Genomic DNA, 14,296 nt, shown 5'->3' on the forward strand with positions numbered 1-14,296 from the left:
TCCACGGAAAACAAAAAGTAACGGTGGTAAATGTTTTTTGCCCGAAAAAGATGCGTCAGGAGAATTCAGAGGAGGGTTTACATGTTCCCACAACAAGTTCATAGTTACTTACGGAATTTTTTTCTAGAGAACGATTGTCATATTGTAAATGAAAGTGACCATTACATTACTGTACAATTATCGATTGATATGGATAAACGGATTATGAACCGTCCTTTCTATTGGAGATATTTAGAAAGCACGAACGGTGTACCATGTCCGGCTCAATTAACTTTAATTACAGACCAAACGAAGCTTGATGGCAATACTAAAGGAGAAGTTGTACATTTCGGTTCTCCTCGACTCAATCAATTGTTTCAAGCAACCAAAGAGTTAGGTGCATTTGTACAAATGTTTGAGAATGTAAATCATCTTGAAACAAAAACCATTTTAACCCCATGGCTTGCTGTAAATTATAAAGTATCATATTACAGCGATCAAACAAAAGAAATGCTGTATTCTTTTGGCTTAAATCTAATGACGGGCCAACTTTTAGATGGCTTCCAAGAATCATTAAGTGAAGTGGATTTAGTAACGGCTATGCCGGAAAATGCATTTGAGCTGCCTTATATTATAAAACCGATTCGCGCTTTAGAAAGATTAAATGTAGCAATAGAAAATATCGTTCAACAAGATGACCATACTTGGGCTGAAGAAGCGAACAAAAGATGGCATAAGGCTCAACAAGTATTAGAGTATTTTTATGATGGGGTTGAAGATAAGCCGGAAAGTTACGAAATGGAGAAGCAAGCATTGGAGGAACAATACGACCCTAGAATTAAAATCGAAGTAATAAATGGTGGGTTGTTTTATTTGAAATAATGAGTACTGATGCCATTTGGTATGAAACTAAGGGATGAAATTTGATTATTAAAATGCACCTATAATAAATGAAAGTACATTACTAAGTAACTGAAGTAATGTACTTTTTTGTGTGAAGAGAGAAGGGGATGAAGTTGAAGTAAAGTTAACCCATTTTATTAAGCTCTAAATATCGAATTGATTGTTCAATTCTTTCGTTGCTTCCAATTATACAAAAGTGTAGCGAAAAGGTTTGCTCCCAAAAACAATAAATTTCCTTGTACACTAAAAGTTAAAACTTGTGTTTCGAAACTCATCTTTTCATAGTATTCATCTTTCGTTAAACCCAATTCCTTTAATTTCTTATCGGTTTCTTTTAAATGTGTAATGTAATTATATTGTATTGGGACTAAAATCAGCGATAATAAAATATAAGCAGCAACAATCCATAATGTTATATTTAAACCCATTTTAAAAATCCCCCTTTCATAAATGTTTATTCAAAAAGGTCGGTTTCTCTCCACTTATACATATATATATACGCATTTATGCTATTTCTGATGCCCTATATTATTAACAAATATATCTTTCATTATTAAGTCCGAGGACACTGGTTTCTCTCCTATTTCTCTAGCCCAAACTGATAATTGTCCGATATGATGAATTTCATGTGTAATGATGTGATGAAGAATCTTTTTATATGAAAAATTCATTTTCTCACCATTTTTCAGTGGGTAAACGAGAATTTTCTCTTCAGCTTCATTAATATACGATTTGATGAAATGCTCTGTAATGGGCTTTGTTAGAGCGTTGAATTCTTTTATCGCATTCAAATTTATTATTTCATTAATATCTTTTTCAATAATTGGTGTTCCTTGCATTTGATTGATCCAGAGTTGTTCACAGTCAATTACATGAAATAAATTTCTGAGAATACTTCCCATGCCTCCTGCTCGCTCCTTTACAAGTTCTTCATTTGGAATGGTCTCACACCATTGGAACCATTCTTCTCTAATTTGCCAATTATATTGAAACAGTTCGTACATATAAATGCATCCTCCTTTTTTTATTTGATAAGTTCAAGTTTCTGTAACGCAAATTCAATTCCATCTTCATTTGAGTTTTTAGTTATAAAATTTGCGACCATCTTTAAACTCTCATGACCATTGCCCATGGCGATACCGTATCCAACAAGTTCGAGCATATCTATATCATTTTCCCCATCGCCAAAAGCAATTGCCTCGGATGAATGTATATCGAAGTGTTCCAAAACTTTCTTAACAGCAATAGATTTAGATACATCTTGCTCTAATACATTAAGAATAAAGGGATGCCATCTTTTAAATTTTAAGTGTGGAAATTTATGAACATATTTTTCTATCGATTTTTTATCCGCATACAAACACATTAAATATACTTCTTTGTTAATAATTTCTTCATCTGTATTCGGAAATTCATTTAAAGATAGTGTTTCATTTAAAGCTTTTAGAGTAGTTGGGTTTTGTATACCATTCATTGAAAGTACTTCTGTGAAAAACGATAAACTATGTTGGTTTTCACAAGCAAATTCATTTACTTCTTTCACAATAGCTCTTGTAACAGGGGTTTTATGTATAATTTGATCTTGATGTTTTACATAAGCACCATTAGCTGTAATGAACGTGTCTATTCCTAAATCTATTAATTCTGAACACATTGATAGCGGTCTACCAGTTGCAGCTACTACTCTAATACCGCTAATTTTTAGCATCTGTATAGCTTTCTTTGTACTTGTTGAAATACTGCCATCTTGATAATTAGTAAGTGTGCCATCAACGTCAAAAAATACAATCTTATAGGTCATAATAATTCTCCTTTATTTATATGGGAATTCTTACTATTTATTGTAACTGGAAAGGGAAAACAAAAACAGCTTGTAATTTTTCATCACAGGCTGTTTTATCAAAGTATAAAATATATATTTCGATCCTTTATTGTGAAACACAAAGTAAATTGACTAATCACTTCAAAAAGTATCGTATAACGTGATCTCTAAAGCTCTGAGCTGCCAAAGACAAATAGTGACGCTTAGACCAACTTAAGCCGATGGTCCGTTGGCAATTTGGCTCATTAATTTGTAGACATTTCAATTTCGGATTTGTAATTCGGTTCATGGATAGAGCGGGGATAAAGGCAATACCAAGGCCTTGTCTAACGAGTGCACCAATCGTTTCAGGATCGTCGCCTTCAAAAGTGATATTGGGTATGAATCCGACCTCCTTACAAAGGGCATCTGTTAAATCCCTAAAACCAAACCCGGTGTTCATACTGATAAATGATTCATCTTTCAATTCAATTAAATTGATGGAATCTTGTTCTGCTAAGGGATGTTCTGAGGGAATAATTAAGAAAATCTCTTCAGTTAGAAGAGGTATCCATTCGAGTTCTGGTCCTTGTATTGGCACTGAAGTAATACAAAAATCGATATCCCCAATCTCAAGTAGGCGCTTCATTGTTGATGTAGATTCAATGCGTTGGCGAATGAGTACATCGGGAAACTCTCTTAAGAATGAACCAAGCAATTCGGGTAACAATTTAGGAATAGAAACGGCTAAAGTGATATTTCCTTTATCAAGTCCAGCTCGGTCTTGAAGTTCACGTCGGCCTTCATGAATTTCCATAAACACTCTGTCCACACGTTGAAGAAAAGTCTTCCCGTAGCTATTCAATCGCAATTGTCGACCATGGCGGTCAAATAGGGGTACACCTAAATCAGCCTCTAGTCGAGCAATAGTTTTACTAAGCGATGGTTGTGCAATACGTAGTTCCTCAGCTGCTTTTGTCATATGTTCCGTGCGAGCAACAGTCTGAAAATAGTATAGTTGTAGAAATTCCATGTATAATATCACCTCTTTAATATTATTTATAGACTCAAGTCTATGTATTATATGTAATTATGTATTATACACTATAAGAAATGCTCTTTATAATATAATCCACGGAACTAATGGTTCCTTAAAAGAGAATGGAGCGAAATTGTGAGTGGATTAAAATTATTTATTAAGGACTGGCTTCATATCGTGAAGCACAAGCAAGCTAGAGTTGCTGTAGCAATTCTTTTGGTAATACCCCTTCTTTATGCGGGAATGTTTCTGTTAGGTTATTGGAATCCTTATGGAAATTTAGATAAACTTTCTGTAGCAGTTGTAAATTTAGACAAAGGTGACAAGATGAATGGAAAGCCACTCCATATAGGAGAAGATGTAGTGGATAATCTGAAGAAAGATCCAACATTGGATTTTCACTTTGTAACTTCCAATAATGCGGAGAAAGGATTAAAGAACGGACAGTACGCTATACTTGTACAAATTCCGAATGACTTTTCTCAAAAGGTAACTACATTGATGGAAGAAAATCCTAAATCAGCGGAGTTAATATACAAAACAAATCCAGGAAATAATTTTATCTCTGGTCAAATTGGAGCTACAGCAGTAGATAAAATTAAAGATGAGATAAGTAGTGAGATTACAAAGTCTTATACAAAAGCGGTATTTGATAGCCTAGGACAAATGTCAGATGGTTTTGCTAAGGCTGGAAATGGAGCAAGCGAATTAGGTGAGGGCACTAAAAAGGCTAAGGCGGGTCTACAAGCTGTCGAAGGTGGAGTAAGTACACTTGCCGAAGGAACGGTTAAATTATCAAACGGGGTTAAGCCTCTTGTTGATGGCGCAGAACAACTTCATCAAAGCATGAATGGTTTGAAAGGTGGAGCTGCAAATTTATCCACGGGGATGGACAAGTTATCTGGTGCACAACAAAAACTAGAACAAGGAGAGGACCTAGTATACAAAGGCATCGGTGCAGTAGATGCGGAGTTAGAGAAGACAGTAGGAAGTACTTCTCAAGCTCAAGTTGATGCAACTAAGCTAACTGAACAATTGAGACAATATGTCCAGAACAATTCTGATCAACAACAGAATCAGGATTTACAAACGATTCTAACTGAAGCCGAAACTCTGACGACCCAATTAAAAACTGTAGAGGAAAATCAAATCCAGCAAATCCAGAGTTTGAATAATTTACATGTAGAACAGGGGCAACTGGTTGAAGGTATGGCTTACTTTGGTTCAAAACTCTCTCAAGCAAGCGCCGGTAGTGATCAACTAAACGCAGGCGCAGTGCAAATAATAGAAGGCATGAACAAATGGCAAAATGGATTTAATCAAGTGAGTAACGGGATACAAGCACTTGTAGCTGGGAGTAGTCAATTGCAGGTTGGAACAAAATCTTTGAGCAATGGCATGATCAAACTAGTTGATGGTAGTGAAGAATTATCCAGCAGTCTCACAGGGGCTGCAGAAGACTCTGCAAATATCAATAATACAGCCTCTACTATGGATATGTTCGCTCGCCCTGTTCAAGTGGTAGAAAAGCAGATTAACACTGTTCCGAATTATGGTACTGCGATGGTTCCTTATTTTCTAACGCTCGGATTATTTGTTGGAGGACTTATTGCAGCGAATATTATTCACTATAGTAGAAAAGCAAAAGAGGGAGTATCGGGATGGAACCATTTTGTTGATAAATTATTACTGATTCTATCTATTTCTATTTTACAGACTTTAATTGTAGATGCTGTAATCCTTTATGGATTCAAAGTAGAAGTCTTTAGCATTCCAAAGTTTGTTCTCTTTAGTTTGATGGCTTCGTTCACCTATTCTACTTGTATATTTATGTTAATAGCCTTGTTCGGAGCATTAGGGCGATTAGCAGCGATATTTATGTTAGTTATCCAGTTGGCAGCTTCAGGGGGGACGTTCCCGCTACAGATGTCATCACCTTTCATTCAATTCGTCAGTAACTATTTACCAATGACCTATGCTGTGAATGGCTTCAGAAGCGTAATATCAACTCAGAACTGGAGTCAATATTGGAGTAGTATCGGAGTACTATTTGGCTATATCGCGGCATTTTTGATCATAGCACTGATAGTTTTCTTACTAAGCAATAAGCGGAGCAATCTTACGGAAATAGAAAAAACGGTATAAAATAAGCGTAATTAAATGAGCTACATCTCAATTGTTAGGAACGTCTAACAATTTGAGGTGTAGTTTTTTTGATTAAATCGGCATTTGTTAAAATCAAATACCTTTTTAGTGTGAACTACTTATTTTTCAAAAAACATTAGTATAATATAATTTGTTGGCGGTAATTGGATTTATTTGATGGTAAATCATACGTAATTCATTTCTGTTTATAGTTATATTACTATATTATTGAACTAGATTTGATGTCTACTTAGACTATGAAGGAAGTAAGGATTTAGTGTGATTTTGAAGGAGGGAATGTTTAATGATTCAAACAATTGATATTTATGATTGGGTAATAGAAGTTGATGTTGAAATGACTAAAAAATTATATAAAAATGAGAGAGAAGATTGTAGTTGTCTTTATTGCAATAATTATAGAGAGGCTAGTCAACATTTGGATAATTGTGTATTTGACGTATTTAATAAACTGGGGATAGATCCCTCAAAGCCAAGTCACCTATCTGAATTTCCTTATGAGGAACAATTGCGATTATATATAGGGAGTTATCATATTGTAGGTAGATTACTAAAGGGAGAATTATCTACTATGTCTAACTCGAACGCTACAAATACATTTCAAATTAAAGATTTTAATTTTGGTTTTTCTATAGATTTACAGTTTGTTCCAATCGGATTTCCGAATCCCGTACTTCAGCTAGATTTTGAGGCTAAAATTCCTTGGGTACTGGATGAGAATCCGGAAGTGTATTGAATTGATTATATAGCTAAGATATGTAAAAGAGTTATGTAAAAGTAAAATATAAAATTATAAGGGGGTATCAAATTTGAAATACATCAGATTTTTTCTATATCTATTTTTCCTAAACTCTATTGTATGTTTATGTTTTTTTATAGGGATACTTTTAGTGAGTCATTTAGCAATTTCAGTAGTTTAGATATTACAAGGATAATCATTATTATAATAATTTTGACGTCTTATTTTGGGCTAATCAAAGATTTGTTTTCTAGGTTTGGCGAGATTTCTAATAGAGTTAAAATTTTATTATTTTTAGTATCTTTGTTTGTTTCGGTATTCGCAGTAGGACTCTTACTTAGTGTTTATTTCTAGTATAAATAGTGAATGGTTCCTTTATTGAGAAGACCGTATTTTTTATTTTGTTGAATTGGGCAGCCCATCGTCTAGTTTAGACAGAGTAAATCAAAATGAGGTGAATTTTTTGTCAATTGAACAAGCAAGTAAACTAGACATAAAATACATAATTGAAGAATTTGGTAGATTAGATCTTGAAGAAAATGAAAATCCGAGAGAAGAGTTCAAATATATTGGTCTTTTAGACGTTTATAGTTATTGTCTTTCTGAAGAAGAAGCATCAGAACTTCTTACCTCATTTGAAGGTCATCAATTAAAATATGAAAAGAATTTCAAAGACTTTTTTATAAAAACTTTTCACTGGGCACAAGAGATGCCAGTTTACATTCATATGTCTACTTTCTGGGGAGAAGATTTTAATAAACTTAAGCCTTCTCATTTCAATGGGTATCATCTAAGCAAAGCGGAAAAAAAGAAAGTAGTTCAATTACTCACTTATAAAACTAACACCTTTAAAGTAAGTACCATACAGGAATTATTATTATTTGTAATGCTTTCAACAAGAGAAATTTGGTTGCCAATTTTCTTTTTCCCTGGAATTGAAACGGCGATCCTAGGAAATTTTGAATTAAGTTTTCCAGTTTATTCTAAACATCAAGATGCTTATATCCAACTTGAAAAATTGGCAGAAGAATCGGGTATTTACATAAGATAAATAAGCAGTACTGGCTGAATAAGTTATTTATCTAATAATGCTACTTACTAGGTAAATGTCTTTCTCAAATATTTTGCATAGTATGTTACATGTGCATTATCTCATTTGAGAGGAGTTATGAGTTGGCTAATACTGAGCTCACAGGGAGAATTGTCACCCCTGATGATCCTGATTATGAACAGGCAAGAATAAATAACAACTTAAGCATTCCAAAATTCCCGAGTAAAATCGTCTTCTGTCAAAAGACGAAAGACGTATTAAATGCATTGAGGTGGGTAAGGGAAAATAACGAACCATTCCGGATACGAAGCGGTCGACATAGTTATGAGAATTTTTCATTAATCAATGAGGGCTTAATCATTGATGTCAGTGAAATGAATAAAATTAAGATTGACCAGGAAGCAATGATGGCAAAAATAGCTGCCGGTGCTGATTTAGGAAAAGTATATAAAAAACTATGGAAATATGGCCTGACCATTCCAGCAGGGACAGAAGGTAGTGTGGGGATAGTTGGCCTGACACTTGGTGGAGGAATAGGTATGTTATCACGCCCATTCGGACTTACTTGTGATAATTTAATTGAAATCGAAATGGTTAGAGCTAATGGACATAAAGGTGCAGAACTGATTAAAGCAAACAAAAATGAAAATCGTGACCTATTTTGGGCTTGCCGTGGGGGAGGCGGTGGAAACTTTGGTATTGTCACTTCCCTTACATTTAAACTACATGCTATTTCAAATGTCTCTCTCTTCTCTGTTACATGGAAGTGGGAGGATCTTGAAGTCGCCTTTGATGCATGGCAAAACTGGGCACCTCAAACGGACGAAAAATTAACTTCGCAGATTGAATTAAAATCAAAAGAAGCAGGAGAAATCATTTCTCAAGGCATATTTGTTGGTTCTGCATCCAAGTTAAAGAAATTGCTAAAGCCTATTACGACTGCCGGCTCACCAACAAAAGTATGGGTAAAGGAAGTTCCTTATATTGAAGCGGTCAAATTCTTTGACGTACCAAGTGGAAACATACCAGCACTTCGCAAGAGATCAGGGTCATTTATCGAAAAACCCTTTCCGCATAATGCAATCAATCGGATGAAACATTTATTAGCAAACGCCCCAAATAGAAATTCGAGCATTTGGCATCAATCTCTGGGTGGAGCAGTAGGCAAAATCAATTCTTATGATACGGCTTATTTTTATAGGAATGCGATCATTGCTCAAGAGTACCTTACTACATGGGAAAATCCTGAAGAAGAAAAGCAAAATATTAGGTGGGTAGAAGAAATAAGAAACACATTATCTCCCTTTACAGATGGCGATTATGTAAATTTTCCAGATCTATATATTAAAAATTGGCCGATAACGTACTATGGAAATAATTTTAGACGCCTTCGAGAAGTGAAAACAAAATACGATGCATTCAATGTATTTAATTTTCCTCAAAGTATCCCTCCTTATAAGAGGTGGATATAAGGGAGAGTACACATCAATATATTTTAAATCTAATATATGACTTCGAAATAACCAATTGGGTTGAATGGACATTTTTTTGTATGTACGTTAAACAATCTTTCAAATTTTAAAACCCCAACTCTATGAGAAGGGGTTTTTTTCATTTTACTAATTTTATTTTAATAAAAATTGTGCCTTCATTTGTAATTTGCCACCTTGAAATGTAAAGTTAGCATTTGATATTCCATCTTTACCATAATACATTATCATATAAGTATAGTATGGATCTCCTTTTTGACCAACTTCAGACATTAATTCGCCTTTACCACCAACGATTTTCTTTACACTTTTATAAGACATGCCATTTTTAATTTTATTGAATTCTTTTTTTGTAATTGTTACTTTTGATTTCGCGTATGCTACATCTTGTCCGTTAATTGAAATGGGTGTAACTACTCCGAATGTTAATACGCTTGCCACTAAAAGACCAATAATAATTTTCTTCATCTAACCACCCTTTTATAAGTTATATTTTACTTGTTATACATAATTATGCAATTAATTGATAGTAATTAATGAAAAAATTATGCCGTTTGATAGTGATGAAATTAGCTGAATAATAGGTTTAAATAATTTATTTAATTACATCAAATAATACGTTCACGTTAATAGTTTTGATTGCTTCAATACATATAGAAAATTGCTCTAATCCATATACATAATCTCATTCAGAGTGCTAACAATAAGGAAGATATGTAAAAAAAGGAGCGGATCCATCATGTTATCATTTCAACCTAATTGTTGGTCAGAGCATGAAGAGCTTGAGGTTGTTTTGCTTTGTGCACCATCTAAGCTAGAAGTACCAAAATTAAAGACTGCTGAGTATGTAGGGTGGAGCTCTTCTGTTAATCATGCGAAAGCACAACAAAATTTCATGGAATTTAAATATACTTTGGAGAATAAAGGAATTAAGGTTATTGATTATTCAGAGGAGCTATCGCCAGATGAACGAAACTTAAGTGAGCAGCTGCTTAATCGTTATTTTGTACGGGATCTTGCTTGTGTGTTTGGAGACATCATTTTACCAGGGCAAGCAGGGGTTTCGATGAGGCGTCCAGAGTATATACAAGCACATTCGCTCATGGAGAAATGGTTTCCAAAGACCTTTTTATTACATGAAAATGATAATGTTAGAGCACTAGAATTTGGCGATGTTCTAATTCTTAATAGAGACGCTGTGTTAATAAATATTGGGATGCGGACAAGTAAAGAAAGTGTGGAGAAGGTGAAGGAGAAAATTTATCATGCTGGTTTTTCAGAAATAGGAATAATTGATTTACCACGTAGGTCAGATACACTTCATTTGGATATGAATTGTAATGTAGCAAACGAGGATTTACTTATAGCAAAGAGTTTCGTGCGCTATTTACCTATAAATGTTTTGACAGAGAATGCATCTCGATTTGAAATGCCAGAGCAATTTTTAAAACGCCATGGATTTGAAGTAAACTGGCTAGATGAATATAACACCATTCCTGATATTAACTTTCTTAACATAGATCCAGAAACATTATTAATAAGTAAACAAGCACATAAGCAGATGATCAAAAATCATCCTAAATTGCAAAAGAAGAATATTATTGAAATTGAAGTAACAGAGTTAGAGAAAGGTGGAGGAGGCATTCGCTGTATGACACTGCCTCTTAGAAGGAAATCATGAAAATAAGACACTTTGCAATAAATGTATAGGAGTGATCCTAATGGGGTCAAAAACGAAGAAAGGCCTTATGACGTGGTGGCAGTTATCTCTACTTGGAGTGGGATGTACGATAGGAACAGGTTTTTTTCTTGGTTCAAGTATAGCCATTGAGAAAAGTGGACCTGCTGTATTAATCTCCTTTATTTTAGCTGCAATCGGAACATATATTGTTTATGATGCACTATCAAAAATGTCTGTAGAGCATCTTGATAAAGGATCATTCCGTTCATATGCTAAGAAAGCTTTTGGAAGGTGGGCTGGCTTTAGCAATGGGTGGGTATATTTGTTTTCAGAAATGCTCATTATGGGAAGTCAACTCATAGCATTAGGGATATTTACGCAGTTTTGGTTTCCATCTTTGCCTATTTGGATAGGAACATCCATTTATGCTGTACTAGGTTTACTTGTTATTCTTACAGGCATGAAAGGGTTTGAAAAATTTCAAAATATTTTTGGATTGATGAAAATGGCAGCTATAGTCATGTTTATCATAGTTGCTGTGATCTTATTGAGCAGGGGGATGACTAGTCAACCGGGTGACGTCAATTCATTGCTAGATACTTATAAGAACTTCTTTTCAGAGGGGTATAGAGGGATTTGGCTTGCGCTGCTCTATGCATTTTATGCTTACGGTGGCATTGAAGTAATGGGTCTTTTAGTTATTGATTTAAAAGATCCCAAACAAGCACCTAAAGCCGGGAAAATTATGATAATTGTATTGACCATCATCTATATTTTGTCCATTGCACTTGCCTTGGCACTCATTTCTTGGGGAAAATTCAAAGTAGAAGAAAGTCCATTTATTACAGCTCTTGAAAATTTTCAGCTCCCATATGTGATGGACATCTTCAATGGAATTCTGATAATAGCTGGTTTTTCGACGATGGTTGCCTCATTGTACGGAGTACTGACCATATTAACTTCGCTTGCAGAAGATCATGATGCACCTGCTTCCTTGGCGAAAAAAGGGAATATGAAAGTACCGTTACCTGCATTTCTTTTTTTAGCTGGTGGCTTACTCATAACCATTATCATTGGCTTCTTGCTGCCAGATAAGATTTTTGAATACATGATAACAGCTGCTGGTTTGATGCTCCTGTATAATTGGTTATTTATTTTAGTGACTTATACGAAGCTAATGAAAGTGTCGCTATGGGAACGAGTGAAAACAATTATAGGAATGCTGTTGATCGCTATAACGATATCAGGTACGTTAGGCGAAAAAACAAGCAGACTCGGATTATATGTGAGTCTGCTCTTCATAGGCATTATAGGAATTTGTACATTTATAATGGTGAAAAAAGGGGAGAGTAAAAAGAGTGTTTGATAAAAGGTACTGATTTAGGGCGAATTCACAATTTGCCTTTTAACCTCATAAAAGGACATTTGGATTCGCTATTATCATCAATGCTTAAAAAATATTGCTTCCATTCAAGGTTGTCTTCTTTTCCATACCAATTTAGATCAGGATGAACTGAAATGCCATCATATGCAACAAGGCGTTTACGTATTAACTTTCTCATCTTGAGTCCATTATCAGTAGAGTTGTTAATTTCATCGAACACCCAACGTGGCTGAAATACTATGAGAATAGATGGGAAATGACGACTCTTTCGTAATGTATGAGCAGGTGTGGCACAGAAAACAAAGTAAGGTTCTCCATCAAAACAAAATTCCCATTTATGATGAGAGGGATCTATTGGGATATCTGTTGGCCAATCCTTTTTATCAAATGTTGTCAGTTGATTTAAAATGGACCAAAATAATTTGCGATAGTCCTCCCAGTCATAGCCCTCAATAATTTCCTCTGGTGTCTCAAAGAAAATAGCTAAAGCGGTATTTTTCCCTGCATCACGCGAACATTTTCCATACGTCCTCAAGCAGTTTGCAAGATTATTTATAGAACTTAGTTCCCGGGGATCTCCCACAAAACTAAATCTAAGGTAATTCGATAAAAATCCATGTCTTGCTGGGTAACACGGATACGTATTGTCTTCATCTGCAATCATGGAAGAGAAGGATGTATAAGCTGATTGTTGCCATAATGGAAGTGTTTCAAAATGTACATCTATCCAGTGTTTTTCTAAAAGACCTTTCACTTCAGACGCCTCCTTCTATACTTAATTACTGTATTAAAGGAGGTACAAATGGGTGACTAACGGTCTGGAGCTATTGGAAAATCAGTAGTTATGATTTATAAAAAATAAACTAATACTATTAATGGATAATCCTCTCCAATTGATAGTAACTATAACAATCGTGAGTTCATAAACTTTTCTAAAATTGCTAACGGGGTTTATGGAATTAACCTTCAAGAAGATGTTTAGAAATATGTCAATACTGTAGAATAATAGTTGTACTAAGCTATACATATCAGATGTTTTGATAATACTGCCCTATATATTCCTAACCTAAAAATAGTATTAAGTAGCTAAGGGGATTTATTAATTTTAAGATAGATCAATATTCCGAAATGTATAAGAAGTACGGTTAATCAAGATAGATTCTTTCAAAATATTTTAGTTGACTGTTTACCCGTGGGGGTATAATATGGTGTTTGTAAGAAAGTTGTCAGCGATTTGCGATACTATGAATATGAACGATGATATAAAGTAAGTAATCGGTTTAAACTCATTGAAGTGAAGTTCAAGTGCTTGCATTTCTTCGAACGTTGGAAGAAGGAAAGAGATACAAGTAGGTCGTAGTATAGCATAGGGCAGTACATTCTGATTTCTAGTGAAACTTTGTGTAATATTTACAGATACAGATAATCTTCTGAACTGTATTAAAAGAGCAGATGAAGACAACTCAAAAAAAGTGTTTAAGGAAACAGTAAATGTAGTCGGGAAAAGTCACTAAGGCTTACGACTATTTATTTTTAAAAGAAATAATACCCCTGGTGGTATAAAGGAGTTTGAAATGGAGAAGAAAAGAACAACAATCGTATTATTTAGTGGTGATTATGATAAGGCGATGGCAGCTTACATTATTGCAAATGGGGCAGCCGCATATGATCATGAAGTAACAATTTTCCACACTTTTTGGGGAATTAATGCACTTCGTAAACAAGAAGATATAAAAGCGAAGAAAGGTTTCCTTGAAAAAATGTTTGGCAAAATGATGCCACGTGGTGCAGAACAACTCGGTTTATCAAAAATGCAAATGATGGGGATGGGCCCAAAAATGATTAAGCACGTTATGAACAAACATAATGCCTTAACATTAACGCAATTGATTAATATGGCACAGGAACAAGATATTAAATTAGTATCCTGTACGATGACAATGGATCTACTCGGACTTCAACAAGATGAATTAATAGACGGAGTACATTATGCAGGCGTTGCAGCGTACCTAGCAGATGCTGAAGACGGCAATGTTAACTTATTCATCTAAAATATTTTTTTATCA

At 34.6% G+C, this 14,296-nt stretch carries 14 protein-coding genes; 8 read left to right on the forward strand and 6 right to left on the reverse strand.

The features are described from left to right. Positions 1–81: 81 nt before the first annotated feature. On the forward strand, positions 82–861 hold the full coding sequence (locus MHH85_RS05330; protein ID WP_340706174.1) for a YqhG family protein: 780 nt from the start codon (positions 82–84) through the stop codon (positions 859–861). Between the two features lie 185 nt (positions 862–1,046). Here MHH85_RS05330 and MHH85_RS05335 read toward each other — a convergent pair whose 3' ends face one another. The 4 genes from MHH85_RS05335 to MHH85_RS05350 all read right to left on the reverse strand — a co-directional run bounded on the left by MHH85_RS05335 (position 1,047) and on the right by MHH85_RS05350 (position 3,716). Beyond that, complete coding sequence (locus MHH85_RS05335) at positions 1,047–1,310, reverse strand: DUF3949 domain-containing protein (protein WP_193740311.1); 264 nt, start codon at positions 1,308–1,310, stop codon at positions 1,047–1,049. Positions 1,311–1,391: 81 nt separating this feature from the next. Next, positions 1,392–1,886, reverse strand: a complete 495-nt coding sequence (locus MHH85_RS05340) for a DinB family protein (RefSeq protein ID WP_340706175.1) — start codon at positions 1,884–1,886, stop codon at positions 1,392–1,394. A 20-nt stretch (positions 1,887–1,906) separates the two neighbouring features. Further along, on the reverse strand, positions 1,907–2,683 hold the full coding sequence (locus MHH85_RS05345; protein ID WP_340706176.1) for a Cof-type HAD-IIB family hydrolase: 777 nt from the start codon (positions 2,681–2,683) through the stop codon (positions 1,907–1,909). A gap of 157 nt (positions 2,684–2,840) precedes the next feature. Continuing rightward, entirely contained in the window at positions 2,841–3,716 is an 876-nt protein-coding gene (locus tag MHH85_RS05350; RefSeq protein WP_340706177.1) for a LysR family transcriptional regulator, read from the reverse strand. Positions 3,717–3,857: 141 nt separating this feature from the next. Between MHH85_RS05350 and MHH85_RS05355 the strand changes: the two genes are divergently transcribed. The 4 genes from MHH85_RS05355 (at position 3,858) to MHH85_RS05370 (ending at position 9,147) form a co-directional block, all read left to right on the forward strand. Continuing rightward, positions 3,858–5,867 carry a YhgE/Pip domain-containing protein gene (locus MHH85_RS05355; RefSeq protein ID WP_340706178.1) on the forward strand — a complete coding sequence of 670 codons (2,010 nt, stop codon included), beginning with the start codon at positions 3,858–3,860 and terminating at the stop codon, positions 5,865–5,867. Between the two features lie 304 nt (positions 5,868–6,171). Continuing rightward, entirely contained in the window at positions 6,172–6,621 is a 450-nt protein-coding gene (locus MHH85_RS05360; protein ID WP_340706179.1) for a hypothetical protein, read from the forward strand. A gap of 466 nt (positions 6,622–7,087) precedes the next feature. Then, on the forward strand, positions 7,088–7,675 hold the full coding sequence (locus tag MHH85_RS05365; protein ID WP_340706180.1) for a hypothetical protein: 588 nt from the start codon (positions 7,088–7,090) through the stop codon (positions 7,673–7,675). Between the two features lie 122 nt (positions 7,676–7,797). Further along, the gene (locus MHH85_RS05370; RefSeq protein WP_340706181.1) at positions 7,798–9,147 is read left to right on the forward strand and encodes an FAD-binding oxidoreductase; all 1,350 of its coding nucleotides are present in this window, start codon (positions 7,798–7,800) and stop codon (positions 9,145–9,147) included. A gap of 153 nt (positions 9,148–9,300) precedes the next feature. On the opposite strand, the gene MHH85_RS05375 is transcribed toward MHH85_RS05370, so the two are convergent. Continuing rightward, positions 9,301–9,633 carry a DUF3862 domain-containing protein gene (locus MHH85_RS05375; RefSeq protein ID WP_340706182.1) on the reverse strand — a complete coding sequence of 111 codons (333 nt, stop codon included), beginning with the start codon at positions 9,631–9,633 and terminating at the stop codon, positions 9,301–9,303. Between the two features lie 271 nt (positions 9,634–9,904). Between MHH85_RS05375 and MHH85_RS05380 the strand changes: the two genes are divergently transcribed. Continuing rightward, positions 9,905–10,846, forward strand: a complete 942-nt coding sequence (locus tag MHH85_RS05380; protein ID WP_340706183.1) for an arginine deiminase family protein — start codon at positions 9,905–9,907, stop codon at positions 10,844–10,846. A gap of 40 nt (positions 10,847–10,886) precedes the next feature. Then, complete coding sequence (locus MHH85_RS05385; protein ID WP_340706184.1) at positions 10,887–12,212, forward strand: amino acid permease; 1,326 nt, start codon at positions 10,887–10,889, stop codon at positions 12,210–12,212. Between the two features lie 25 nt (positions 12,213–12,237). On the opposite strand, the gene MHH85_RS05390 is transcribed toward MHH85_RS05385, so the two are convergent. Beyond that, positions 12,238–12,984 (reverse strand): YqcI/YcgG family protein, encoded by a 747-nt coding sequence (locus MHH85_RS05390; protein ID WP_340706185.1) that lies wholly within the window; start codon positions 12,982–12,984, stop codon positions 12,238–12,240. 820 nt (positions 12,985–13,804) lie between these two features. Between MHH85_RS05390 and MHH85_RS05395 the strand changes: the two genes are divergently transcribed. Beyond that, complete coding sequence (locus tag MHH85_RS05395; RefSeq protein WP_193740299.1) at positions 13,805–14,281, forward strand: DsrE/DsrF/DrsH-like family protein; 477 nt, start codon at positions 13,805–13,807, stop codon at positions 14,279–14,281. Positions 14,282–14,296 lie beyond the last annotated feature (15 nt).

It is taken from the genome of Viridibacillus sp. FSL E2-0187 (assembly GCF_038006425.1).
Lineage (GTDB): Bacteria > Bacillota > Bacilli > Bacillales_A > Planococcaceae > Viridibacillus > Viridibacillus arvi.

What these genes read in the sequence shown, in the direction of transcription:
- MHH85_RS05330 (WP_340706174.1), top strand. Translation starts at nt 82, where the DNA reads ATGTTCCCACAACAAGTTCATAGTTACTTACGGAATTTTTTTCTAGAG.
- MHH85_RS05335 (WP_193740311.1), bottom strand. Translation starts at nt 1,310, where the DNA reads ATGGGTTTAAATATAACATTATGGATTGTTGCTGCTTATATTTTATTA.
- MHH85_RS05340 (WP_340706175.1), bottom strand. Translation starts at nt 1,886, where the DNA reads ATGTACGAACTGTTTCAATATAATTGGCAAATTAGAGAAGAATGGTTC.
- MHH85_RS05345 (WP_340706176.1), bottom strand. Translation starts at nt 2,683, where the DNA reads ATGACCTATAAGATTGTATTTTTTGACGTTGATGGCACACTTACTAAT.
- MHH85_RS05350 (WP_340706177.1), bottom strand. Translation starts at nt 3,716, where the DNA reads ATGGAATTTCTACAACTATACTATTTTCAGACTGTTGCTCGCACGGAA.
- MHH85_RS05360 (WP_340706179.1), top strand. Translation starts at nt 6,172, where the DNA reads ATGATTCAAACAATTGATATTTATGATTGGGTAATAGAAGTTGATGTT.
- MHH85_RS05375 (WP_340706182.1), bottom strand. Translation starts at nt 9,633, where the DNA reads ATGAAGAAAATTATTATTGGTCTTTTAGTGGCAAGCGTATTAACATTC.
- MHH85_RS05380 (WP_340706183.1), top strand. Translation starts at nt 9,905, where the DNA reads ATGTTATCATTTCAACCTAATTGTTGGTCAGAGCATGAAGAGCTTGAG.
- MHH85_RS05385 (WP_340706184.1), top strand. Translation starts at nt 10,887, where the DNA reads ATGGGGTCAAAAACGAAGAAAGGCCTTATGACGTGGTGGCAGTTATCT.
- MHH85_RS05395 (WP_193740299.1), top strand. Translation starts at nt 13,805, where the DNA reads ATGGAGAAGAAAAGAACAACAATCGTATTATTTAGTGGTGATTATGAT.